The sequence below is a fragment of the Alkalihalophilus pseudofirmus genome (assembly GCF_029094545.1).
Classification (GTDB): domain Bacteria; phylum Bacillota; class Bacilli; order Bacillales; family Bacillaceae_D; genus Alkalihalophilus; species Alkalihalophilus pseudofirmus.
In genome coordinates this window covers 1626978-1650227 of sequence record NZ_CP117835.1, presented here as the reverse complement: position 1 = coordinate 1650227, position 23250 = coordinate 1626978, and the positions used below count along the sequence as shown (strand labels likewise).

General features: G+C 34.9%; 27 protein-coding genes and 1 pseudogene. 27 read left to right on the top strand and 1 reads right to left on the bottom strand.

All coding sequences use genetic code 11. The annotated features are described in order from the left end of the window. Positions 1-51 precede the first annotated feature (51 nt). The 22 genes from PQ478_RS08535 to PQ478_RS08430 all read left to right on the top strand — a co-directional run bounded on the left by PQ478_RS08535 (position 52) and on the right by PQ478_RS08430 (position 17467). Positions 52-1239 (top strand): hypothetical protein, encoded by a 1188-nt coding sequence (locus PQ478_RS08535; protein ID WP_289236478.1) that lies wholly within the window; start codon positions 52-54, stop codon positions 1237-1239. 12 nt (positions 1240-1251) lie between these two features. Beyond that, positions 1252-1524 (top strand): hypothetical protein, encoded by a 273-nt coding sequence (locus PQ478_RS08530; RefSeq protein WP_289236477.1) that lies wholly within the window; start codon positions 1252-1254, stop codon positions 1522-1524. 91 nt (positions 1525-1615) lie between these two features. Then, positions 1616-2224, top strand: a complete 609-nt coding sequence (locus PQ478_RS08525; RefSeq protein ID WP_289236476.1) for a ClpP family protease — start codon at positions 1616-1618, stop codon at positions 2222-2224. A 95-nt stretch (positions 2225-2319) separates the two neighbouring features. Then, positions 2320-3336 (top strand): YonG family phage-derived protein, encoded by a 1017-nt coding sequence (locus PQ478_RS08520; protein WP_289236475.1) that lies wholly within the window; start codon positions 2320-2322, stop codon positions 3334-3336. After that, positions 3329-5134: a terminase gene (locus PQ478_RS08515; protein ID WP_289236474.1), complete on the top strand. Its 1806-nt coding sequence runs from the start codon at positions 3329-3331 to the stop codon at positions 5132-5134. Before PQ478_RS08520 ends, PQ478_RS08515 begins: the two co-directional genes overlap by 8 nt. Before the next feature lie 25 nt (positions 5135-5159). Beyond that, positions 5160-6662 (top strand): hypothetical protein, encoded by a 1503-nt coding sequence (locus tag PQ478_RS08510; protein WP_289236473.1) that lies wholly within the window; start codon positions 5160-5162, stop codon positions 6660-6662. Between the two features lie 30 nt (positions 6663-6692). Continuing rightward, complete coding sequence (locus PQ478_RS08505; protein ID WP_289236472.1) at positions 6693-8324, top strand: hypothetical protein; 1632 nt, start codon at positions 6693-6695, stop codon at positions 8322-8324. A gap of 72 nt (positions 8325-8396) precedes the next feature. Continuing rightward, positions 8397-8894: a hypothetical protein gene (locus PQ478_RS08500; RefSeq protein WP_289236471.1), complete on the top strand. Its 498-nt coding sequence runs from the start codon at positions 8397-8399 to the stop codon at positions 8892-8894. A 57-nt stretch (positions 8895-8951) separates the two neighbouring features. Next, entirely contained in the window at positions 8952-9926 is a 975-nt protein-coding gene (locus PQ478_RS08495; RefSeq protein ID WP_289236470.1) for a YonB family capsid-like protein, read from the top strand. Positions 9927-10005: 79 nt separating this feature from the next. Then, complete coding sequence (locus PQ478_RS08490) at positions 10006-10575, top strand: hypothetical protein (RefSeq protein WP_289236469.1); 570 nt, start codon at positions 10006-10008, stop codon at positions 10573-10575. Between the two features lie 16 nt (positions 10576-10591). Beyond that, complete coding sequence (locus PQ478_RS08485; RefSeq protein WP_289236468.1) at positions 10592-11020, top strand: hypothetical protein; 429 nt, start codon at positions 10592-10594, stop codon at positions 11018-11020. Between the two features lie 9 nt (positions 11021-11029). Beyond that, a complete protein-coding gene (locus PQ478_RS08480; protein WP_289236467.1) occupies positions 11030-11713 on the top strand; it encodes a hypothetical protein in 684 nt (227 codons plus the stop codon). A gap of 27 nt (positions 11714-11740) precedes the next feature. Continuing rightward, a complete protein-coding gene (locus PQ478_RS08475) occupies positions 11741-12085 on the top strand; it encodes a hypothetical protein (protein WP_289236466.1) in 345 nt (114 codons plus the stop codon). Further along, positions 12086-12586, top strand: coding sequence for a YomW family phage-derived protein (locus tag PQ478_RS08470; protein ID WP_289236465.1), 501 nt, complete (start codon positions 12086-12088; stop codon positions 12584-12586). Beyond that, positions 12586-13353, top strand: coding sequence for a hypothetical protein (locus PQ478_RS08465; RefSeq protein ID WP_289236464.1), 768 nt, complete (start codon positions 12586-12588; stop codon positions 13351-13353). Before PQ478_RS08470 ends, PQ478_RS08465 begins: the two co-directional genes overlap by 1 nt. A gap of 49 nt (positions 13354-13402) precedes the next feature. Then, on the top strand, positions 13403-14143 hold the full coding sequence (locus PQ478_RS08460) for a YomU family phage tail tube protein (protein ID WP_289236463.1): 741 nt from the start codon (positions 13403-13405) through the stop codon (positions 14141-14143). 80 nt (positions 14144-14223) lie between these two features. Then, positions 14224-14805 (top strand): YomO family phage-derived protein, encoded by a 582-nt coding sequence (locus PQ478_RS08455; RefSeq protein WP_289236462.1) that lies wholly within the window; start codon positions 14224-14226, stop codon positions 14803-14805. A gap of 35 nt (positions 14806-14840) precedes the next feature. Next, on the top strand, positions 14841-15269 hold the full coding sequence (locus PQ478_RS08450) for a YomN family phage-derived protein (RefSeq protein ID WP_289236461.1): 429 nt from the start codon (positions 14841-14843) through the stop codon (positions 15267-15269). 42 nt (positions 15270-15311) lie between these two features. After that, positions 15312-16313 (top strand): tyrosine-type recombinase/integrase, encoded by a 1002-nt coding sequence (locus tag PQ478_RS08445; protein WP_289236460.1) that lies wholly within the window; start codon positions 15312-15314, stop codon positions 16311-16313. A 286-nt stretch (positions 16314-16599) separates the two neighbouring features. Further along, positions 16600-16776: a hypothetical protein gene (locus PQ478_RS08440; RefSeq protein ID WP_289236459.1), complete on the top strand. Its 177-nt coding sequence runs from the start codon at positions 16600-16602 to the stop codon at positions 16774-16776. A 162-nt stretch (positions 16777-16938) separates the two neighbouring features. Further along, positions 16939-17082, top strand: a complete 144-nt coding sequence (locus tag PQ478_RS08435) for a hypothetical protein (protein WP_289236458.1) — start codon at positions 16939-16941, stop codon at positions 17080-17082. Positions 17083-17086: 4 nt separating this feature from the next. Further along, complete coding sequence (locus tag PQ478_RS08430; RefSeq protein ID WP_289236457.1) at positions 17087-17467, top strand: hypothetical protein; 381 nt, start codon at positions 17087-17089, stop codon at positions 17465-17467. A 162-nt stretch (positions 17468-17629) separates the two neighbouring features. Here the strand turns inward: PQ478_RS08430 and PQ478_RS08425 are convergent, their stop codons facing one another. After that, positions 17630-17818 (bottom strand): ribbon-helix-helix domain-containing protein, encoded by a 189-nt coding sequence (locus PQ478_RS08425; protein WP_289236456.1) that lies wholly within the window; start codon positions 17816-17818, stop codon positions 17630-17632. Positions 17819-18039: 221 nt separating this feature from the next. On the opposite strand from PQ478_RS08425, the gene PQ478_RS08420 reads away from it, so the two are divergent. The 5 genes and pseudogenes from PQ478_RS08420 to PQ478_RS08400 form a co-directional block, all read left to right on the top strand. After that, positions 18040-18240: a hypothetical protein gene (locus PQ478_RS08420; RefSeq protein WP_289236455.1), complete on the top strand. Its 201-nt coding sequence runs from the start codon at positions 18040-18042 to the stop codon at positions 18238-18240. A 47-nt stretch (positions 18241-18287) separates the two neighbouring features. Then, on the top strand, positions 18288-19928 hold the full coding sequence (locus tag PQ478_RS08415) for a DUF4046 domain-containing protein (protein ID WP_289236454.1): 1641 nt from the start codon (positions 18288-18290) through the stop codon (positions 19926-19928). Between the two features lie 85 nt (positions 19929-20013). Further along, positions 20014-20430 carry a hypothetical protein gene (locus PQ478_RS08410; protein ID WP_289236453.1) on the top strand — a complete coding sequence of 139 codons (417 nt, stop codon included), beginning with the start codon at positions 20014-20016 and terminating at the stop codon, positions 20428-20430. 46 nt (positions 20431-20476) lie between these two features. Then, positions 20477-21790 (top strand): phage tail tape measure protein, encoded by a 1314-nt coding sequence (locus tag PQ478_RS08405; protein WP_289236452.1) that lies wholly within the window; start codon positions 20477-20479, stop codon positions 21788-21790. A gap of 999 nt (positions 21791-22789) precedes the next feature. Continuing rightward, positions 22790-23128, top strand: a pseudogene (locus tag PQ478_RS08400) (phage tail tape measure protein); the annotation flags it as partial. Positions 23129-23250: the final 122 nt, after the last annotated feature.

Here is a 23250-nt window from a genome sequence, read left to right as displayed (position 1 = left end):
CGTTAAGAACGCTTATACATATGAGTTTAAAAGTGCAAAAGGTGAATCTAAATGAGTGTGCTAGAGAAGCGTCAAGATGAATCGTTTGCTGATTATCACATTCGCCTCTTCTCTCACCTTGAGGAATATGAAATTGATAAATTTAAAGCTGCTGAGCTATTAAATAAAGAATTTGGCAGTAGCTATGATGAATCTAAATGGAGAAAAGACTATCAGCAATATTGTAAGTGGAAAGATTATATCGTTGGCAAGAACTACGATGAGGAAGTATTAGCAAAGTATGAAGAATTAAGAATAGAGTCAGAGAAAGAGAAGATTCGCAAGCAAGATCAGAAGCGTGAATATAGAAAAATGTATTACAATCAAGCACGTTTTGAAAAAATCCAAGAGGATATTAAAGAATCTATCTCTTCCCTCTCTCAACATAAATCATTAGTACATAGTATTCCCTCTGCCCCTTCTCTATCCCAAAGAGAAGGGCTTATTCTTTTCTCAGATTGGCACTACGGGATTGAAGTTGACAATAAATTTAATACTTTTAATAAAGATATATTTAATAAGCGTGTGCGTAAGTTAGTAGATAAAACTATTGAGAATGGTAAGAAAAATGAAATCTCTACTCTTCATGTTGCTCAACTAGGAGACATTATTTCAGGACAGATTCATGTATCTTCTAAAGTTCAAGCTAATGAGCAATTGATTGAGCAAATCACATACGTTTCAGAAGTATTAGCTGAAGTTCTTGTTGAGTTAGCAAGTAATTTCCCTGAGGTGAAATTCTATAATGTGATTGGGAATCATGCTCGTTCGGGGCACAAGAACGATGTTTCCATTAAAGAGAATTATGAATATCTTATTCCTTGGTACTTGCAGTCACGCCTCTCCCCTATTTCAAACATTGAAATTATTTCAGATACAGACGGATTAATTGAAGCTGACATTTGTGGAGAATCTATTATCTTTGCACACGGTAACTTTGATAGCGTTGGAAATAGCGTTAAGGCTCTCCCTCAAATGCTTGGATATGTGCCTAATTTTATAATTAGTGGACACATCCATCATAACGTAGAGAAAGAATTTGGAAAAACTTCTCACATAGTCAACCCTTCTTTAATTGGTGTTGATGATTATGCTGTTCAGAAGAGATTATTTTCTACTCCATCACAGAAATTCTTATTATTTAATAAAGAAGATGGTTTAGAAGCTACATATATTATTAAACTAAACATTCAATCCTAAAGGAGTTTTTATATGCCAAACTTATTCAAATTTCAAGAAGAAGAGCAACACCACGAGTTAGAATGTCGTGATTGCGGAATGCTTAAAGACTACTATGAAATGATTCTAGATTCTGATACAGAAGATGAATTGCGTGAGTTAATTGAGTCTTTATTCTTTGTTGCAAAAGAAGAAGGCTACAAACAATGCCTAGTACACGGTGCTGTTGCTCAAATGAAATTACTTGATGAATTAAACAGTCAATGTCCACCAGATTGCGATTGCGAAGATGAGTGTGAATTTTAATTAATTAAAGTTAAATAAAATTATTAGGTACGATGGATTTTAAATCCATCCGATGCCTCCTTTTAACAAATTATAAGGAGGATTAAAGAATATGAGTAAATTAAATTTCGATAAAGAATACTTGGAAATTATGCAAGAATCAACTGTCAATCTTGAAGAATATCAATATTGGCTCGGACTTAAAGAGCGCACAATTTATTTTAATCAAGAAGTAGATATGGGAATTATTAACCGAGTAGTGTATTGGATTATTCGATGGAATGAAGAAGATAAAGATAAGCCTGTCGAAGAGCTGCAACCAATTAAGCTTTATGTTTCATCAAATGGTGGCTGTGTAGTTTCTGGGCTTGCATTGATTGATGCTATTCAGACTAGCAGAATCCCTGTAGAAACTATTGGGGTTGGTGTATGTGCTTCAATGGGCGCATTACTTCTACTATCAGGCACAAAAGGATATCGCAAGTGCTATGAAAACACAACTATCTTACTTCATGACGGAAACTTATCTCTTTCACATAGCGGCAAAAAAGCAAGACAAGTAATGGACTATTATGATGGGCTTGAAGATCGTCTAAAAGATATCACAGTAGATAAAACAGTCATCACTTCAGAATTATACGATAAGAAAAATGATGAAGAATGGTATTTGTTTGGAAGCGAAGCGCTAGAATTAGGAATCGTTGATGAAATTATTAAATAACAAAAAATAAATAAAAGAATTATTTTATAGAGTCCATTTATCTGAATGGGCTTTTTCTAAATTATTCTTTTCGAGATTACAAGGTGGTGAATTAAATGAGCGACAAAATTAAATGTCTTAAATGTGAGACTGAGCGAGCACATAAAGAGTTCTATATGGCAAGCTCTACTTTTGTTTACAGTAATGGGAAAGTTCCTATTTGTAAAAAGTGTCTCCTTGAAATCGTTGGAGATTGTGAAAATGAAGAGGATATCATTCACCTTTTACAAATTATGGATAAACCTTTTAAGAAAGATTTTTGGGAAACTGCTGTAAATTCTGAGAGCAATACATTCGGAAAGTATATGAGTATTGTGGGAATGAAGCAAAATAGAGATTTTACATTTAAAGATAGCGATTTTGAAACTAGAGGTAGCACATCCAAAAAAGATGAAACTGAAATTATATCAGCCCCTCAAGAATCAGAGGATAGAAATAGAGACGATGTTATTAGAATACTTGGTTACGACCCCTTTATCGGTGAGAACCCCTCTGACAAGAGACAACTTTATAATAATCTAATTGATTATTTGGATGATAGCACTCTTGAAGACAGTTTCAAACTTCCTGCAGTAATTGAAATTGTTAAAACTTATAATCAGATTGATAAAATTAATCTAGCTATAGCCAACATTACTTCTGATCCAACTGGAATTACGAAATCTACAGGTGGGATTAAGAGTTTAATGGATGCTAAGAAAGGAATGCTTGCCTCCATTCTAGCACTTGCTAAAGATAACGGAATTTCCGCAAATCATAATAATAACAAAAGCAAGGGATCAGGAACATTATCAGGAATCATTAAGCAATTACAAGAAAAAGGATTTGAGGAAGCTGAAGTAAACCTGTTTGATGTGGAAACATCTCAAGGAATGCTGCAAGTAGCTAACCTGAGCAATGAAAGTATCATTAAGCAATTACAATTTGATGAAAATGATTATAGTGAAATGTTAATAGAGCAAAGAGACATAATAGATAAGATGACAAGCAAAAACGCTCAATTAGAAGAGGAAAATAGAAAAATGAAAAAGCAGCTCATCTCTAATAGTTCGGAGGTTGAGCTAAGTGAATAAAGAAAACCTCTCATCAAGAAAGATTGAAGGCTACTTGAAATTAGCACAGATTATTCAATGGGGTCGTAAGAATCCCGTAAAATTCGTTGAGAGGTTCTTTGGAATGCCTCTTCTTGATTACCAAAAATATGTATTTATGAGCAGTTGGAACACACCTTTTGTCTTATGGACTATGAGTAGATCAGCAGGTAAGTCCACGTTAGGCTCTCCATTTATAATGGCAAAGTCTTTGCTCATTCCTAATTTCCAAGCTTATATTATGGCTGGTGTAGGCTCTCAGAGTCAGGAAATGTTCATGAAGATCGAAAAGATAGCTAAGCGTGAGATAGCTTCGTTTACTGGATTAACAGATATTTTTTATAATGAAACAGTTAAAAGTGCTTCAAACACCGATGGGTTTACACACAACCCCTCTTCCTTCCAATATAAATTGTACAATGGAAGTATCGTTAATTCCTTAAACGGCTCATTTGACAATAACCGTTCTAAACGATCTAATCTGAATTTCTATGATGAATCTGGTTTTGCTCCTGATGAGCTGTTCACAACATCAGAACCTTTCACTACTCAAAATAGTGATTTTAGACTTGGTGGAGATGTTGACGTAACCCTCTTACCAAAGCAGTTCCCCAATCAGTTGATCTATGCCTCTTCTGCATCATCTACTGACACATACTACTATCGGAAGTACAGAGATTTTAGCAAGAAAATGTTTCTTGGAGATAAGCGTTACTTCGTAGCTGATATTAGTTCTGACGTTGTAATCAGTGCTACCTTTAACGGAAAGCTATACCCTGTATCCCTTCTCTCTCAAGAGACAGTAGATGCAGCGATGCGAGAAAACAAAGAGAAGGCTATGCGTGAGTATAAAAACATATTCACTACCGAAGGCTCAGATCAGCAAATCATAAAGAGAGCGACCATTGTGCGAAACTCTGAAGTAAAACCACCTACACTGGCTAACGAAAGTAATAGGAAATTCATATTGGCAGTCGACCCTGCTCGTTCTCATGATAATTCCGTATGTACGATTGGCGAAATTATTGAAGACGAAAATGTTGGATATAAATTACATATTGTCAACTCTGTTACATTTACAGATGAGAATAAGCAAAGAAAAACTCCTCTCAAAACTCCAGAGCAAATCAAACGGTTCAAGCAGATACTGTTAGATTATAATGGAATTCGAACTCCAGACTATCAAAACATACTAGCAGTTTTAATCGACTCTGGTGCTGGCGGTGGTGGTATTAGTGCATGGGGTGACGGACTACTAGAGGATTGGAAAGATGATAACAACAGGGTTCACAAAGGTTTGATTGATAAAGAGAACGATGAATATAAAAACTACCTTTCAAAGTATCCTAATGCAAATCAAGATATCTTACGGTTACTTTCACCTAAAAAATATAAAACAGAAATGTTTCAGTCTTTAATTGAAATGTCTAATCTAGACCTTATTAAGTATCCTGAATCTTACGATCACAAAGGAGTACTGAATTTTATTGAAGAAGGTCAAACAAGACAATATAAACTAACAGACGATGAAATAAAAGCACTTATTAATATCGACCTCACAAAAGAAGAGTTAGTTTCAATTTATGAATTTAAAGGAACTAATGGAAATGTTCGATTTGACCTTCCCCCTGACAAGCAAAGTAAAGTTGGGGATGACCGTGCTTACACAGTTGCAATGTTAGCTTGGTTTTTACGTGAGCTTAGAAGGAAAGATATCACAGAAACCAAACAATCAGACTTTGACATTTCGAAGTTGTTTTTAGTAAAGAAACCAAAATAATAAATAAAAACAAAGGAGGTGTCTTATGACTAAAGAAAATACCCTCTCTTCTCCCCCACTCTCTAATCAAGAAGGAATAGCGTTAGATTATGCCTCTCTGAGAAAGTTAGTTGTTCGTGACCTTAACGACATGAATAAAAAGAATACGACTCTACGAAAGTATTCTAAAGATAAAGTTCTTGATTTCATGAAAAGTCCTGAATTGTTTGAGACTCAGTTACGTGAGATTAGTCTATACCTTTATCAGTTTAGTCCTCACTATAAGAGATTGATTAATTACTTTGCTAATATGCTAACGTTTGATTATATTGTGCAGCCATATCAACTTAAAAGAGAAAATATCAATATTGAAGCATATAAAAAAAGCTACTATAAAAATCTTCACATGCTAGAGAAGTACAACTTTAAACATGAATTCAGTAAAATTATGAAGACTCTCTTTAAAGAAGAAATTTTCTATGGTTACGAGCATGAAAACAGCGAATCTTACTTTATTCAAAAATTAAATCCAGATTTCTGTAAAATCTCTACCATTGAAGACGGTTGTATTAACTTTTCTTTTGATTTTACTTATTTCGATAAGCCATTAAATAAAAATAAAATTAATGGATATCCGAAAGAATTTCAAGTTAAATACAAAGTGTATCAAAAAGACACATCTAAAAGATGGCAAGAACTCGATTCTAAAAATACCATTTGCATAAAAATTGAAGATGAGAATCTTGACTTTGTTGCACCCTACTTTATGAATATATTCCCTTCTGTATTTGATATCGAAGAATATAAACAATTAAGAAAAACAAAAACAAAGATTGATAATTATGCTATTTTAACTCAAAAGATTCCAGTTGACGAAAAGAATGGTCAAACGAATAAGTTTTTAATTGACTTGGAAACAGCCATTCAATTCCACAATAGAGCATCACAAGCACTTCCTGATGAAGTGGGTCTAGTTACATCTCCAATGGACTTTAACGCTATTAAACTTGAGAGAGATAAAGCAGATAAAGACCATGTAGCACAGGCTGAGCGTGGATACTATAACGAAAGTGGAGTTAGTCAGGTACTATTTAACAGTGAGAATAACTCAAGCGTAGGTCTAAATAAATCAATTATTACTGATGAAGAGCTTTGCTTTTCTATACTAAGACAGTTTGAGCGTTGGGTTAATCGCAAGCTAAAACACAAATCTAGTAAAACATATAAGTTTAAAGTAAAGTTTTTAGACATCACTCGCTTCAATAAGGATGAAATGTTTGATCGTTTGCTGAAGGCTGCTCAATTTAGTAAGCCAGTAAAGATTGAACTATATGCAAGCTTAGGGAATTCTCCTTCAGCAGTGGATGATATGGCTTTCTTAGAGAATGAGGTGCTTGGTCTTCACGATAAACTAACTCCCCTATCTTCTTCTCACACAGGCGACAACGGCACAAGCAATAAAGCTGGTGCTAAAGAAAAGGATGAAGATAACTTATCTGATAGTGGTTTAACCACACGAGATACAGGAGCTAACGAGAACAGAGAGTAATACTATTCCACTCTGAGAAGGAGGTGAATTATGAATAAAGAATTGCGTTCTATTCCTATTGAGTTTAAAAAGAAAGTTACATATGAAGCTGAAGATAAGCGCTTTATGAAAGTTGAAATATGGTTAATGCATCTTGGTGAGAATTTTAACGGGTCTTACTTTGCTAAGGAGTACGTGGAAGAAGCTCTTCCCTCTTTAGCAAACACACCAATCCTTGCTTACATGGAAGAAAATGAGGATGGAGAATTAGATTTCTCTGATCATCGCATGGAACTTGTAATTGAGGATAATGATGTAAAACTTAAATATATGGGTCAAGCTATAGGAGTTATTCCTGAAGATAATAACGCTCGCTTTGAGAAGAAAATGTGTGACGATGGAATTGAAAGAGAGTTTGTGGTGTGCGATGGATTGATTTGGACAAAGTTTGATGATCCAATGGAGATTTTTGAGCGACAAGGTACAGCACCTCAAAGTATGGAGCTTGATGAGAATTTTGAAGGAGAGTTTAAAGATGGATTATTCCACTTTACCAATTTCAAATTCTTTGGGGCTTGCCTACTAGGAGAAAATGTAACCCCTGCCATGCAAAATGCTATCGCTACCCCACAGTTCTCACAATCAAATCTAGATAATCATATTTCAAAGATGGTGGCTGAATATAAATCAGTTGCTTCTTTTAGTTTGAGTCAAGGAGGTATTGAATTGGATAAGAATGAATTGCTGACTAAGTATTCTCTTACAAAAGAAGATTTAGTCGAGAAAAACATTGATATGGATGCTCTTACTTACGAAGAGTTAGAGGAAAAGCTTCAAGCGTTTGCTTCTACCGATGAAGAAAACAAGCCTGAAGAAAATGGTGCTACACAAAATAAAGAAGAAAATCCAGCAGATGACACTACAAAAGATGAGAATGAAACTAAACCTGAAACTGAGTTTGCAATGGCTAATAGTCAAATTACTCAAGAACTTCGTGCTCAACTATATGCTAAGGAAACAGAAGATGAGTGGGGTTATAAGTGGCATCGCTATTGGTATGTTGACCATGATTCAGAAAAGGTAATTGCTACTGATGAAGAGGATAATGGTCGTCTTGTTGCATTTAGCTACACTACAGATGGTGACAAAGTAAACTTAGACCTTGCAACACGTCAGTATTGCGTTAAAAAGTATGAGTTTACAGAAGAGCCTGTAGAAGCAGATTTTATTTCTTCTGACTTCGCTGAATACAAAAGCAATGTTGAATTAGCTAAGGTGAAATCTGCATTTGCCGAGGAAAAAGAATTAGAAGTGAACGCAGTTAAATCAGATCTAGATAAAGTTAACGAGAACTTTGCAGCACTTGAAAATGAAGTTGCAGAGCTACGTACATTCAAAACAAATAAACTTGCTGAAGATCGTAAGATTAAGGAAGACGCTCTATTTGAGCAATTCTCATCTGAACTTGATGAAGATGAGATTAAAGAATTTAAAGCTATGGCATCTGACTTCTCTATCGAATCTTTAGAAGAAAAGTTATATGTTGCAGTTGGCAAGAAGAAAGCTAAATTCTCTAAGAAACAAAAGCAAGATGATTCTATCAAGATTCCTGTGGACTTTAATGAAAAGCCTCAGTATACAAAATCTTGGGGTCATTTAGTTGAACAGTATACAAGCAAATAAGTTTTAAATTCACACGGCATAAATGTGCGGTGTTTATTTTAATTATAATTGAAAATTTAGGAGGAAATATTAATGGCTATTGTAAATTTAGACAAAATTCAAGCTAAAAAAGTGGGTAACTTAGAACACCTAGTATTCACACAAGACGTAACAAATGGTGTATTCGCTCATGCTGGTGAGCTAGTGCAAGGTTTAGTTTCTGGTGATGGAGAAGCAGTTAAAGCTGTTGTTCCTACAGAAGAGTCTATTGTAACAGATGAGGTAATTCTACACGCTTCACCTGAGTTAGAGTACGATCCTCGCAAAGCAGGTCTTAAACACTTCAAATTAGAAGCTGGTGAAGTTGGTCGTGGATACCACTTAACAGCAGGTGATATTGTAACTCTTACTGCTGACCTATTTGAAGGTACACCAGTTGTAAATGAGTATGTTGTTCCTCAAGCTGCTTCTATGAAACTTGCCCCTGCTGCTGAGCTTGGTAACACTCGCTTTGCTGCTAAAGTTATCGAGAAAACGGTTCTTGGTTTTGACGGTGCAGAAGCTTACGCTATCAAAGTTGTAAAAGCATAATCTATTAATAAAATAAATTAAAATTTTAATATTATAATATATCGGAGGTAATACATAATGTCAAAAGAATTAGTGCAAATGGCAATTGATACATACAAGGGTTCGACGGGCGAGTTCTCTCAAGCTCAGTCTAATGAAGCAATTCGCAAAGCTTTAATTGAATTAAACGGTGGAGAGGAAAAGATTACTGATAAATCTTTCCGTAGAAATCCTGCTCTATTTGAATTTTTAGAAGAAACTCTACGTGTACTAGTAGTAGAAGGTCTTACTGATCAATTCTCTGAGTTTGCAGAAGTGCGTGACGTTGCTATGGGAGATCAGCAAATTTTCCGTATTCCTGATACTAAGTTATTCCGTGTTGCTACAATTTCTGATGGAAACCAAAACATCCGTCTACAACGCATTGATAATGGAGAAGTTCCTATCAAGACAGTTTGGCGTGGAGTTGGTATCTATGAAGAACTTTCTCGTGTAATGGCTGGGCGTATTGATTGGGTTGAGATGATTAATCGTGTGTCTCGTTCTTACCAAAAACAAATTGCTAACGAAGTTTATTCTGCAGTTTACAACTCTTACGATAAAGTAAACGCTCCTTACAAAGCTACTGCTTCATTTGATCCTGAAACAGTAATTGAAATTGCTCAACATGTAGAAGCTGCTACCGATTCTCAAGTTATGATTCTTGGTACAAAACAAGCTCTAGCTAAAGTTAAGCCTTCTCAACTTTCTGATCGTATGAAAGATCGTAAGAATGATGTTGGATACCTTGGTGTATTTGAAGGGTATGAGCTACATGAAATCAAGCAAGCTCACAAAATCGGAACAGATGAGTTCGCTGTAGATCCTAACTTCCTTCTTATCGTACCTGTTTTAGAAGATAAGATGGTTAAGATTGTAAACGAAGGCGAAGCACGTATTAAAGAAGTTGACGGTTTAGAAAATGAAGATATGAGTCAAGAGTACAAATTCTTCATGAAATCTGGTATTACTGTCGTCTCAGCACAGAAATATGGGATTGTACGTTTCGCATAATAAAGTTAAATAAAATTAATTTTGAGTAGGGTGAAATATCCCTACTCTATTTTATATGATTGAAAGGAGATATTTACAGATGGCACGTAGAACAACTAAAGCAACAGAAAAGAAAACAGTTACTAAGGTTAAGGAAACTCCTGAGTTAGAAAATGAGGTAGTAGAAACTGCAGAAGAACCTGTTTCTAAACCAACTCCCAAACCTAAGAAGTTAACTAATACTGACTATGTAACAATTATGAATAACACAAGCGGTCTTTGCATTTACAAATCAAAGCGTACTGGTAATGAGTGGCGCTTTACCGAATACGGTCAAATGGATGAAATTGAGTTTGGCGAGTTAATGACTATGAAAAACTCTCAAGGTCGCTTCTTAACTGAGCCTTGGTTATTAGTTTTAGATGATGAGGCTGTTCAGCGTCTAGGTCTTAAACGCTTGTATGAAAATGTATTAGATCCAGAAGATGTAGAAGAAGTATTTGAAATGGATGCAGAAGACATTAAAGGATTATTAGCTAAGCTTCCTCGTGGAATGGCAGAATTAGTTCTTGAGCAAGCAAAAGTAAAGATTACAAATGGTACTCTTGATTCACTAGCTAAGATCGATGTTCTTGAGAAACATTTTAAAGTAACTTTAAAAGAACTCTAAAAGGTAGGTGGTAAACATGCCTACTCGCTTTCAAGAAGTGTATAGCCGCTTCCTACAAAAGATACAAACGTGGTCTTTTGTGGATGTAAGTGACGAGCAAATGGAAGATGAATTAGAAGGTTGGCTTATGTCAGCTATCCCCCACTTTCTATTCTGTCGAAAAGACTTATATTCCAATGACACTGTGCTAAAACAATTTAATGAGAAGTTAGATGGATTAGAGATTGAAATCCTATCTATACTTATGCTGATTGAGTATTTAAGTCCAAAATTGAATACAGATGAATTAGTGCAGCAGTCAATGAGTTCAAAAGATTATAAGTTATATTCACAAGCAAACCATATTAGAGAAATTCGTGAGTTACGAGATAACTATAAAAACGAAGTAGAATCTCTAGTAAGTAAATATTCCTATCATGGTCGTGATTTAAATGACTTTAAGTAGGTGGTTTTGATGAGTGACTATTCAACTTTTCGTAAAAGAATGAATCGGATGGGTGGAAATCAGTTAGAAGCAAGGGCTAACAATACGAAGCAAGTAGTTAATCAAACTTTCGGACGTTCCCCTTCTGTTAAAGCTGTTAGTTATGAAGGTATTGAAACAGAAGCAATGATTTCATATGAGAAAAGATCGAATGAATATACACAATCCCAATCAGATCAGCGTTCATTTACATTTAAACCTAATTTCCATGCAGAAATTGGCGGGATTATTGAAATGGATGACGATATTTATGTTGTCTATGATAGCAACGAAAGTGAATTACTACCTGTTTATTATGCTTTAAAATCGAATAATCACATCAGAGTTAAAATTGGTGAAGAGCGTGAAATCACAGGTTATACTTCCATAGGTCAGCCTATATACGGAAGCGTTAAGCCAATATTCTTTGAAAGACCTTGCTATGCTACAGTTAACGCACGATTTAATGTTTACACTGAGTTTGATAGTAAAATAAATGCACCATCTGGACGAATGTTAATATTCTTCCCCTACTCCGAAGACCAAGACTTAAAAGATGGTATGGAGTTTAATATGTTTGGTGACAGGTATCGCATTATCAATGTAGACATTACAAGAGTGAGCAACGGTAAAGGGATTACTCGATTGTTTACTGACAAGATCCAAAGCGAATAATAAAATAAAATATAATGGAGCTTTAAAATGAAAAAGGAGCGATACTATTTTAGTGACGTAGACATTGATGAGTATTTAGATTTCAGAGCTAAAAAACTACATAACGCTCTATTCAGCTATGAAGAAAGTAATCTGTCGGCTTTTAAGAATATCCATACTATTCTTCTTGAGTTTGAAAGCTTAGGAGAATATCTCCCCTTCCTTAAAAGAAATTCCCAATTCACCTCTCTCCTCCTTACTTTAGAGTTTTTATATGATGAGTTTATACTCATGGACAATAATCATGAAGTCGTTAAGCGTGAAGTCTTTAAGTGTATGAACATTATTAAATACTTACGTACTTCACTTCCGCAGTTAATGGAGTGTGATTAAATGAGATTACGTCAAAACATGATAGAAATTTTCAATGTATTAAGACAAGACGAAGAACTGTTGAGACTGCTTACTTATAGAGCTGAGAACATAGATGACGATATCTTAATAGTTACATCAGAAAGACCGAACATCTTAGAAATGAATCCTTCTGAACTATATAAACACGTTCAAGACAAGATTGTATTTGCACCTAAATTTGACGGTCTTGACGGTGCTGAGAAGTGTCGTGTGCTTATCTATCCTAATAGAAGAAGATCAACAGGTAATTATCTTGCGGCTAATCAAGAAATATTTATTGATGTTTTAACTCATAATTCATTTTCTAATGACTTTAGAATGGAGACTATTTGTGATAGATTGTCTCACCTATTGTTCGATAAGCGTATTACAGGGATACAGAAAGTTGATTTTACTGAAGGCGGTCAGATTAATTTCAATGCATTACCTACCAGCTATACAGGTTATCGATTAGCCTTTACGTTTGGGAGTTTAAAGTAATGACGAAGGATTTATTTAGCCATGAAACAGTAAATCATATTCTCGATATCCCTATATGTATTGAAGGAGTAGGAAATCTACATTCAGTTAAAATGCATGTCTATGAAAGATTTATGTCTAAGGCAAACCTTATTACAATAGGTTATCAGCATTTTAACATGGAAGAAATTCTAAAAGATAACGAAGGCAAGGATGTTAAGCTGCTAGATCTAATATTTCTTACGGCTGTGCAAGGCAATGAGGGTGAACAAATTCTTCAAAACTTAGTTGAAATTTTCAAAGAGTCTCTGAGACAAAGCGATGTCAGATATCACGTTGACCACAATGGGTTAAAGTTTCAGCTAGATAATGGAGAGATCAACCGAAACAACTATGATGTTGTTAGAGGTGTAATCATGAAACAAAATTTATTATTTGAGCCTAAAGTTTACAAGAATAAGTTGGTTCAGCAATTTGCTGATAAAGTCTTAGAAACTAGAGCCAAAAGTGGTATCGATATGGGGATTGAAGATTATGTAACAACTCTTGCTGTAGCTATGGGTAAACACCCAAGCGAAATAGCAGATTACACAGTTTACCAATTAAAAGCACTGTTTGCTCGACTAGGAAAGTTCAAAGCATACGAAACAAACTTGGCATTAATTGGTCACTCAACAGAAATTGGGAAAGATCATTTTGCTGAAAAGACAGATCTTCATAAGAATCCTTATGATGATGTATTTGTACAAGATAGTAAGTTAGGCAAGTTGAAAGATAGCGTATCTTAATACAACCCTACTTATAATAAATTAAAATAATTTTAGGAGATGGTATTGAATGGCTTTAATCGCAGATATTTTTGAAATGTTAGTAATTGATCGTGATGGTGATGTATTAGCTCACGATACACTACAAGAATCAAACATCAACGTTACAACTGAAACAAGTGATGTTAATGCTGGTCGTGGAGATGCACTAATTGCTATTTTACACGGTAAGCGTGAAATCGAAATTACAGGTAATACACCAACATTTAAACTTGAGACATTAGCTAAGCATGTTGGTACTGATATTATTACTGGTGAGGGAGTTGCTTGGGCTTTCCCGAAATGGTATAAGGTTGCAGGAGATAGTACAGATGGATACACATTCGAACTAGATAAAGAACCTTTAGATATCGATAAAGTGGTAATTAAAAAGACTGATGGAACAGAAGTGCTAAATGCTGCTGTCACTGGAAAATCAGTTTCTATCGAAGACGGTCTTACTGATGGTGAAGAAGTACAAGTATTAACTTATACATATGCTACTAACGAAAAGACTCAACAATTAGATATCAATGCATCTAAGTTCCCTGCTGATGTTCGCATTGTACTTCAAACTCTAGAAATTGGTCACGATGAGCAACCTACTAACTACATTCAGTTTGAATATGCTCGTGTAAAACCAAGTTCTGATTTCTCATTTAACACTTCTTCTGCTCGTGAAGCCTCTGTACAAGAAATGTCGTTCCGAGTTCTTAAGCCAGAACGTAGCGATACAATTGGAACAATTAAGCGAATTCCAATCGAAGGTTAATAAATAAAATAAGTTAAAATTATGGGTAGGATTACTTTATGTAGTTCTGCCCATTTTACGATTAAAAGGAGTTGATATGAGTGGCAAAAGCTAAGAAATTAACACTTAAAAAGATTGAGCAACATAATAAAGATTTAGATAAACGTGTCCCTCATACTTTTGAGGATGGAGAAACATTAAAATACAACCCTGTCTTTAAGCTTTCAACGGTTGAAGAGTTGATTAATGAATACGTAAATGACATTCCTCAAATTCAAGATTTAGGAATTGAAATAGATTATACATATGAGCAATCATACCTAATGTTTTTAGCTATTAAATACTTTACAGAACTAGGTAATGATATCTCTGAGGACATTAAAGAAAAGATTCAACAATGCAATGCATTAATTGGATCGGATTACTTCTATCAAATGATGGAAGATATGTTTGACCAAGATGAACTAATGAAGATTCAAGATATGTTCCAACGTAAAGTTCAAGCTGCAGAACAGATGCAACGTGTTCAAGAGCAGATCAATCAAAAGATGGAGAAATTAGATTTGAAAAATCGTGAAGTTATTGAGAAAGCTTTTGAACAAGTAAAAGTGAAAGCTGAAACAACTGCTGAGAAGAAGTTAGAAAAACTTGATGATGAGCTAGGTGCAGAAATCGTTCAATAAGTTAAAAGCGTTCTTTTATTTAAAGGTGTGATGACATGGTAAGGAGTAAAAATTTTACTGATTTAGGTAGTTTGTTTGCAGGAATTGAAGCTGCAGTCAACTCTACTCTACGTGATAAGCAAGGTAGTGTAGCTAGGCATGCTGTAGAAACTGCTAAGAGACATGTTGAAGTAGAGGTATATCAATCTTATAATCCTCAGTTTTACACACGTACAGGACAACTAAAAGAGTCTTGGGAAGTTCAGTTAACCATTGATGGTTTAATGATTGTCAATACACGTAACGAAGATGGAAAAGACATTGCCTACATTGTCCACGAAGCAGATGGATATACAATGTCCTTCCCTTTTGAAAATGTCCCTCGTAGATTTAGAGACACTGCTGTGGAAGAATTGAAGAATGACGCAGGTTTAAGAGCTGCTTTCTTGAGCGATCTTCGTAAGCGTGGGTTTAATGTAATGTAATAAATAAAGTATGGTAATTGAAATTAAAAGGTAGGTGATTTAATGTCGGAGATTAAAATTGAGAAAAATATGCTTAGGGAACGAGCAAAGAAATTGCCAGATGTAACTCCTGAGATGTGGAGCACTGTTTCAGAGGATCATAGAGAGTTAGTCAAAGAATTTCTAGAAGTTAATACTTTTAGAAAGAAAACATTTCTACAATATACTTCTGCCCTTAAACAGTTTTTCTATTGGGTTGAGACTTCACTAAATGGTAAACCTTTATATAAAATTTCTAAGCGTGACTTTCTTAGATATCTTAGCTTCCTAAAAAACAGAGGAATGTCATCTAGTGGGCAAGCACTCAAGAAAGCTGCTGTATCCAGTCTGAACAACTACATTGAGAACATCGTTGCAGAAGATGATGACAGGTATGAAAAGTTTAGAAACTTTACTCGTGGTCTCCCTCCTATTCCTAAAACTCAAACATATGACAAAGTAAAGATTACATATGAAGAATATCAGGATATGATGAAAGTTCTTGAATCAGATGAGAATTATTTGGGTATGGCTTGGCTATCAACTGCATTTAATGTTGGAGCACGTAGAGCCGAGATTATTCAATTTAAAACTGAGATATTAGATTATGAAATTCCTGAAGGTCAGAACTATGTGCTATCTCATCTAGTCATGGGAAAAGGTACTGGAGAAGGAAAGCCTCTGAATTACATGATCAATAAAGAAGCATTAGAATATATGAAGAAGTGGATTGACAAAAGAGATTATGAGTGTGAATATATCTTCTCAACGAAATATAAAGGTGAACCTAAGATGATGTCTGAGTCTTGGGCAGATTACTTCTGTTCAGATATCTTAAGTGATATTCTAGGTAGACGAATTAATCCTCATATCTTTAAAGCTTCTGCTATTACATACTTATTAGAAATTAAAAAAGTTCCATTGGAGATTGTTTCAAAGTTCGTTGCCCAGCATAACGATGTTTCCACAACGATCAAGCATTACGACCTTAGAGACTTTGAAGAAGAGCGAAATCAAATATTCTAATTACCATTTATTTAGATTTACACTACCCTTCCCTTGGGTAGTCTACATGTGACTAAATGACAAATTGTACGCAGCACATCACACAATAAAATGACACTTTTATTGGAAAATACACATGCAAAAAACCTAGTAAAATCAAGGTTTTAGACACTTCTTAAAATACAACTTTTAGTGTCTGCGGCTTACGCTGAGAATAAATTCGAATATCATTCAATAATTATTGAATAGAACTCTCCTCAAGCGTTACAATTACCTTCAAATAGAGAAATACTAAGGTGGCGGTAAAATGAAAAGAATACCATTGAATCAAATTGAGGATCGGGTCAGAAAGAATAATATTAAATATGCTGATGCCATTTCAAGATTCCAGTCAGAGACCAAGAAAAGGAATTTAATATCTGGGCGTGTTAGACCTAAGCATCCTACCGAAGCGAATATCCTTTCTTCATTTACTAGAAAATAACGTTAGTCATCACAGTACTTCATTAAATAACGCCACTCCCCGTTAACCTTTAGTGTTGTCTTTGTCAACAAAAATTGGTATAATTTCCTTATAGACAACCATATACTAATACCACTTTAATTAACGGGCGGTGAGTATATGTGTAAAGAGGAGGAGAAAGATATGAGTCCACAAACACTTGAAGCCACTCCAAAGAAATCTCATCGAAAAACTCAAAAAGCTTTACGTGAGGTTGAAATGATTCAAAATGGTCAACTACGTAAAAAATCAGGTAGAGAATTCCTCAAGGAGCTTCGCAGAAAATAACATTATGACCGAACTAAAATACACAGTTGAAACTACCCCAACATTTGAAGCAGAGTTTAGAAAACTGCTTAAGAAATATCCCAAAATGGTTGATGATTATGAAGAACTGCTAGCTGATATTGAAGACAATGGTAATCTTGGAGAAGATATTCAGGGCGTTGCCAATGACGGCAATAAAGTATTTAAAAAGCGGATGAAGAACTCAAGTGCAAACAAAGGATTGTCAGGTGGGTTTAGAGTAATAGAATATTTAGTAACAAGTGAAAACACGGTATATCTACTCAATATTTACTCTAAAAACAAACAGGAAGACATTCCTAAGAAAATGTTAATACGGCTTATTAGAAAGAATAAGCTAAAAATTGAAAAAGCACGAAAAGATTAAACCTCCCCCCTACTCTATTGTGAGTGTGTGGAGGTTTTTGTGTTGGTTGACATTATTTAGTTAGAATATTTAGGGATCGCAGCATCCAACAACAAATCCACATATAAAAACCAAAAACCACTCCCCTACCCTACTTACAGATAAAGAAATGGTTTCTTTGTTTTAGTTTTTAGATATCCTTACATATCCTTGCTTCTCAACCATTTCATTCAACAACATTTCAATTGCTTTGTCTAATAGCTTGGAGATTGGGATATCGGTTTCTAAAGAGAGATTTCTAATTTCCTCGTGCAGTTCTTTGTTTATTGTTGCGTTGATTTGCGATCTCTTTCTAACGACTTTTCTAGCCACCCTATTCCCCTCACCTTACTTAAATTTAAATAAACTTCATTAAACTACAATGAGCTACTACGTTATATAACATTATAGTAGTTGCTACACAGTTTATCAACTCTTTATGCACAATAAATAATTTTACACTTTTATAAAGAAACTACTTTACACATGTAGTTAGTTGTAGTATTATAAAGCTAACAAGAAAAACATTCCAATTGTAGAGGAGATCAACTATTGTGTATGAAATATTCGGAGAGTTAAAACTCACTGTATCTGTAAAGTGTAATGAAGATGAAATTGAGAGGCGTAAACATGGATATCATAATGTAAACATGGTCGGTAAGACTATTAAGCTATATGATGGAAATGGTAAATACATAGGTGATATGTATGTTCACGATGAGGATGTTGAGTTAGTGGATGTGCTGGAGGATTGATTGGATAGTTGAATGATTAGATTAGTGATTATGGGGAGTGGTGAGGGATGGCGATTGTAGAAAATCAGAAGATTAAGGTGAAGTGGGGCTCAAAGAACAAGCAACATTTTTTATCTTTAGGGTATAAATTTACAAAGATGTTCGAAGAATTTGAAGTAGACGCTTTACATCTAACCGATCAGACCAAACACGTTATCGATGTATATTGCGATAATTGTAGAGTTAAATTCAGTACTAGAAATGACACATATAAATATCGAATTAACAATAATATTAAAATTAACTGTAAAAATTGCAAGGATAAGTTAAACGGGTTAAATATGATTAAACGTGGTAAAGAGTTGGATAAACTGTCCATCTATAAAGAAATTCTAAGTGGAAAACGCAAAACCTTTCCAAATTGCTACTTTAGCAACATAACTCTCGAAGAGGCAAAAAGCTTAGTCTCACATATGGTGGAAATGATGATTGATGCAAATGAATTAAAATCGTTACAAGATGTTCCTAAGATGGTGGATAAAAAAGCATTTTTAAAATACAGACTAACACCTATTTCAGATAGTTTTGGTCTTTCAGATATTTTAACCAGTGCTTTCAATGGAGAGTTCGAGCCTTGGAAATTCAACAGAGTTCCTAAAAACTTTTGGAGAAACATAGATAATGTAAAATGGGCGGTGGATTGGCTCATAGAAGAAATGATTAAAGATGAAAGAATAGAGAAATTCGAGGATATTGCTCGGTTTAAGGGAATGAAAAAGATTCTTTCAGATTATGGATTAGGCTCTTTGATTACTTATTATAGCGGGTCTTTTTCTAAAGTGTTGATTACAGCATATCCCGAAACATTTAAAGAGTGGAATCTTCCTGTTCATAAAAACTTTTATAAAAATGAACTAAGTAAAGAAAAGGTGTTAACTTGGTTTTTTGATGAGCTACACAAAGACGGAGTTATTAAAACCGAGGATGACGTACCAAAAGTTATTAGCAGAGAATTGTTCGAAAGATATGGACTCCTCTCCTTCTTAACTCACTGTTTTAATTTATCGATATATTCTGCCGTAAATTATAAATTCCCTAACAAATGGAAACATTGGGAGATTACTAGAGTCCCTCAGAAGTACTGGAGTGATCCCAAAAATGTTAGAGAGGCATATGAATGGCTTGTGAATAAAATAATAGAATCTGGAGAGGTTAATTCGGTTAGCGAACTTCATAATATCAGACTTAAGGATTTCTTTGAAGCTTACTCTTTGACTACTCTATATTCAATGTATGACTCAGAGTTTATACTAGGATTAATATATCCGCAGTATAAGTTCAACAAACAAAATATATCAATTGATGGCACTAAATTGCTATCTAAACCTGAGAAACTTATTCATGATTACTTAATAACAAAATATAATAAAGTTAAAAGACCAACTTACAAAAGTAGAAATTTATTTCATAATGTGAAACACAACGAAAGTTATATCCCCGATTGGATTATAAATGACAATATAATAGTAGAGTACTTTGGTTTAATGGGGGACAGAGGCGATATTTGGCAAGAGTATCAGCATAAAACAAAAAGAAAAGTCGAGTTCTATGAATCGCTAGATAAATACCATTTCATTGCTTTATATCCCGAGGACATAAATAATTTAAAAATAAAGCTAAGTTCTAAAATTGATAAGATTGTAAGTTGATACACCCCTCCCCTTTCATATATACTATAGGAAATACATACCAATAAAATAGTAGGTATATTCTATATGTGAAAGGGTGTTTTATATGCTTAAAAGAGTGGTTTTATTTGGAGTTATATTTTCAATATTATTGCTATCAGCATGCAATTCTTCATCTCAAGCAAGCGATAACTTATATGGAGAGTCACCTGAAATGATTGACCATGAACTTTGGAATTCATCTCACCTGATTATCAACATACTGAAAGAATCAGTAGCTAAAAAAGAAAATACTACAAAAGATGAAGACCAAGTTATTATCAGTTTTGTTGAAAAATACTATGAAAATCTTGAAGAATTTAACATTGGTGAGCAAACACTGATTATGAATACTTTTTCTATGATAGTTACATTCCGAGCTAATATATATGAATTAGAATCTAATGGAAATGATTACTTAATTGATACACTTGTTGAAATTGAAAGCCTAGAAAATCTAATAAGTTCCTTTAAAGACAGTTAATTATTGAGCTGTCTTTTTTTATTTATTTTTAGAAAGGAGTGAAACTATGAGTAGTGATATTCGCTTTCTCATAACGGCAGGCATAAATCAAGGTGCTTCTGTTTCGGAAATCAATACTTCAATCAAACAATTACAAAAAGTTGTAAATAGAAAACAGCTTAACTTAAAAATAAACATAGATCAAAACGCATTAAAGCAAATTGAAATGTTTAACACCAGAATGAAAGCAGTTGGAGATCAAGCTCTTAATACCAGAAAAGTAGTTGAAGAAGCTCTTCTTCCTAGTGGTGTAAAAGTAGCTAGGACTCATTATGAGGGTATAGGTGGAGCATTCGAGGAGATTGAAAAGAAGGCTAGAGGAACAGTAGGTGCAATGTCTCAAACCTCTCAGTCAGTTCGTGAGGCAAGTAGGGATGCAAAGCAATTTGCCGACCAGTCTATTCAACTAGATAAACAACGTGAGAGAGCACTTCAAGAAGAGCAAAAAATTCGATATAACCTAAACAAGCAACAACAAGCTGAACGTGAAAGAAATCTAAGATATGAGCAAGCTACTAGACAAGCCATTCAACAAAGAAGCCAGCAGGAAGCCAATGCCCGTGAAAGAAATCTAAGATATGAGCAACAAACTAGAAGATTAGTTGAAGAGGCTGCACGAAAAGAGCGAGAGAAAACTGCAGAGCTTCAGCGACAACTTGCCTTATACCAACGTCAAGCACAAGTTAATGTTCAAAATATAAGGCGAACACATGGTACTACTGTAGATGATGCAGGATTAAGGGCATATCAAAGTCAAGTTAGAGCTTTAAGCACATCTACACCTAACCTACAAAATGCAATGCGTAGCTTGAATATGCAATTCACTGAATTAAGCGCAAATGCTAAAACAGCAGCAGGAGCATTAGAACAGTCTGGTATGGGTGTTACAGAAATGATGCGTACCGCATTGGTAAAATTCCCCATCTGGATGGCTTCGGCTACTATTTTCTACCAACCTATAAGAATTGGAAGAGAATTGGTAGAAACGCTCATTGACATTAATACACAAATGACTACTCTCTCTCGTGTTACAGGTGGAGAAGCGGACATTGAGAAAACTTTACAAAATTCATTTGAAATTGCTGATCGACTCGGAAATCGACTAGAAGAGGTGAATGAAGCAATCATTGGCTTCGCACGTCAAGGCTTCCGTGATGATGAGTTAACTTCTATGGCAGAAATGGCTACTCTCATGAGCAACGTTTCAACAATGAGCTTAGAAGAATCAATGAGTAAATTAACTGCCGCTACTAAAGTATTTAATATTGAAGCAACAGAAAGCATGCGAGTTGTAGACGCATTGAACGAAGTGGATTTGTAAAAGTCCCTTATAGTGGTGACATTATAAGAAAACCGAGAATATGCTGGAAACCCCTTAGAGCTAATCATAGTAGCAGGCTTATAGAAATATATCCTGCATCTGAAAATTGATTAGATTGGGCAATCAGCAGAGATAGTCCTAAGTCAATAAATTGATATGGAAAGCTCTCAACGACTACCAATCGGTAACTCTTAGAATGAGTTAATGGTATAGTCTACTCCCTACATAAATATGTAGAAATACAGGGTAAAAAGGAACAATTTTGCGATTACAACTGAACACCTTGCTCAAAGTATTCAGAAGGCGGGTTAAATTTAGCCCCTAATAATGGAAACATTATATAGAAAATTCGGTGAACCTTATTACTCAAGGGTGTGTGTCTAACTTATAAAGTAGCTGTAGGAAATGACAGTGGATAGACATGCTAACAGGGAAATCTAAGTGGTTTAAAACCATATGACAATCCTGTGCCAAGCCTCAAAACGAGGAAGGTGCAACGACTATCCCTTTGGGAGTAGGTTAGATGATGAGTTACTAATCGAAGTGCCGAATACCGTCAAATAAATTTACGGTAATGATATAGTCTGTGCGTTTAGAAATAAGCGACTAAAACGGGAGCGGCGAATACTTTTGGTGTAGAAATGGAGCAACTCGTAGGACATGCCACAGCGATAAAATTGTCGCCTTTTGTAGTAATACAAAATGAAAAAAGTCAGTGAACCTGCAAATGCAGGGTGTGCATTTTAAATGTGCTAACGGTGGAAGCCTAAGTTATATTTAGATAATATGGTAATACCGTGCCAAGCTTAGATGCAAATCTTTGAAGGTGTAACGACCATCCTTTATGGAGTACATTCTACGTGAAACTCGTAGTTTGGAAGTGCTGACTGCCCTATTACAACTACTGTAAGGGTAAAGATATGGTCTAATCCGACTCTTCTAAGTGTTAAAGTATCTCGAAAGAGACGGTATAAATGAGGTCAAGTAACACGAGAATCCGGAAATATTTTAGGGAATAGCTTGAAAACTATCTATTCTAGAATAACAACTATGAATGGCAGCATTGAAGGTTTAGAGGCTGCAGGTGTGGCAGTTTACGATTCTATGGGTCAGCTACGCAATGTAGGCGATATTCTTGATGACCTTGGAAATAATTGGGGAAATCTAAACTCAGAACAACAACAGAACCTGTCTCTTCAATTAGCTGGGCGCTTCCAACTCAGCCGATTCCTAACCTTGATGCAACAATACTCAGAAGCTCAAAACGCTACTGGTGCAGCACTCAACTCTCACAATTCAGCTTTAAATGAAAATGAGAGATATTTAGACTCGCATTAACTTTAGTGCCCTCTTGCAGAAATGTAGGTTGAATAACGGATTTAAATGCTTGAAAATCCTAAAGCCCTATACACTAAAACGCAATCTGAAAAGATATTCGTGAATGTAGCCGAAAGGCAGAA

Coding starts and splice junctions, on each gene's coding strand:
- PQ478_RS08440 (WP_289236459.1), top strand. CDS start 16,600: ATGAAAAGAATACCATTGAATCAAATTGAGGATCGGGTCAGAAAGAAT.
- PQ478_RS08445 (WP_289236460.1), top strand. CDS start 15,312: ATGTCGGAGATTAAAATTGAGAAAAATATGCTTAGGGAACGAGCAAAG.
- PQ478_RS08500 (WP_289236471.1), top strand. CDS start 8,397: ATGGCTATTGTAAATTTAGACAAAATTCAAGCTAAAAAAGTGGGTAAC.
- PQ478_RS08525 (WP_289236476.1), top strand. CDS start 1,616: ATGAGTAAATTAAATTTCGATAAAGAATACTTGGAAATTATGCAAGAA.
- PQ478_RS08435 (WP_289236458.1), top strand. CDS start 16,939: ATGAGTCCACAAACACTTGAAGCCACTCCAAAGAAATCTCATCGAAAA.
- PQ478_RS08505 (WP_289236472.1), top strand. CDS start 6,693: ATGAATAAAGAATTGCGTTCTATTCCTATTGAGTTTAAAAAGAAAGTT.
- PQ478_RS08465 (WP_289236464.1), top strand. CDS start 12,586: ATGACGAAGGATTTATTTAGCCATGAAACAGTAAATCATATTCTCGAT.
- PQ478_RS08535 (WP_289236478.1), top strand. CDS start 52: ATGAGTGTGCTAGAGAAGCGTCAAGATGAATCGTTTGCTGATTATCAC.
- PQ478_RS08520 (WP_289236475.1), top strand. CDS start 2,320: ATGAGCGACAAAATTAAATGTCTTAAATGTGAGACTGAGCGAGCACAT.
- PQ478_RS08510 (WP_289236473.1), top strand. CDS start 5,160: ATGACTAAAGAAAATACCCTCTCTTCTCCCCCACTCTCTAATCAAGAA.
- PQ478_RS08405 (WP_289236452.1), top strand. CDS start 20,477: ATGAGTAGTGATATTCGCTTTCTCATAACGGCAGGCATAAATCAAGGT.
- PQ478_RS08480 (WP_289236467.1), top strand. CDS start 11,030: ATGAGTGACTATTCAACTTTTCGTAAAAGAATGAATCGGATGGGTGGA.
- PQ478_RS08415 (WP_289236454.1), top strand. CDS start 18,288: ATGGCGATTGTAGAAAATCAGAAGATTAAGGTGAAGTGGGGCTCAAAG.
- PQ478_RS08530 (WP_289236477.1), top strand. CDS start 1,252: ATGCCAAACTTATTCAAATTTCAAGAAGAAGAGCAACACCACGAGTTA.
- PQ478_RS08490 (WP_289236469.1), top strand. CDS start 10,006: ATGGCACGTAGAACAACTAAAGCAACAGAAAAGAAAACAGTTACTAAG.
- PQ478_RS08460 (WP_289236463.1), top strand. CDS start 13,403: ATGGCTTTAATCGCAGATATTTTTGAAATGTTAGTAATTGATCGTGAT.
- PQ478_RS08410 (WP_289236453.1), top strand. CDS start 20,014: ATGCTTAAAAGAGTGGTTTTATTTGGAGTTATATTTTCAATATTATTG.
- PQ478_RS08495 (WP_289236470.1), top strand. CDS start 8,952: ATGTCAAAAGAATTAGTGCAAATGGCAATTGATACATACAAGGGTTCG.
- PQ478_RS08450 (WP_289236461.1), top strand. CDS start 14,841: ATGGTAAGGAGTAAAAATTTTACTGATTTAGGTAGTTTGTTTGCAGGA.
- PQ478_RS08475 (WP_289236466.1), top strand. CDS start 11,741: ATGAAAAAGGAGCGATACTATTTTAGTGACGTAGACATTGATGAGTAT.
- PQ478_RS08470 (WP_289236465.1), top strand. CDS start 12,086: ATGAGATTACGTCAAAACATGATAGAAATTTTCAATGTATTAAGACAA.
- PQ478_RS08430 (WP_289236457.1), top strand. CDS start 17,087: ATGACCGAACTAAAATACACAGTTGAAACTACCCCAACATTTGAAGCA.
- PQ478_RS08485 (WP_289236468.1), top strand. CDS start 10,592: ATGCCTACTCGCTTTCAAGAAGTGTATAGCCGCTTCCTACAAAAGATA.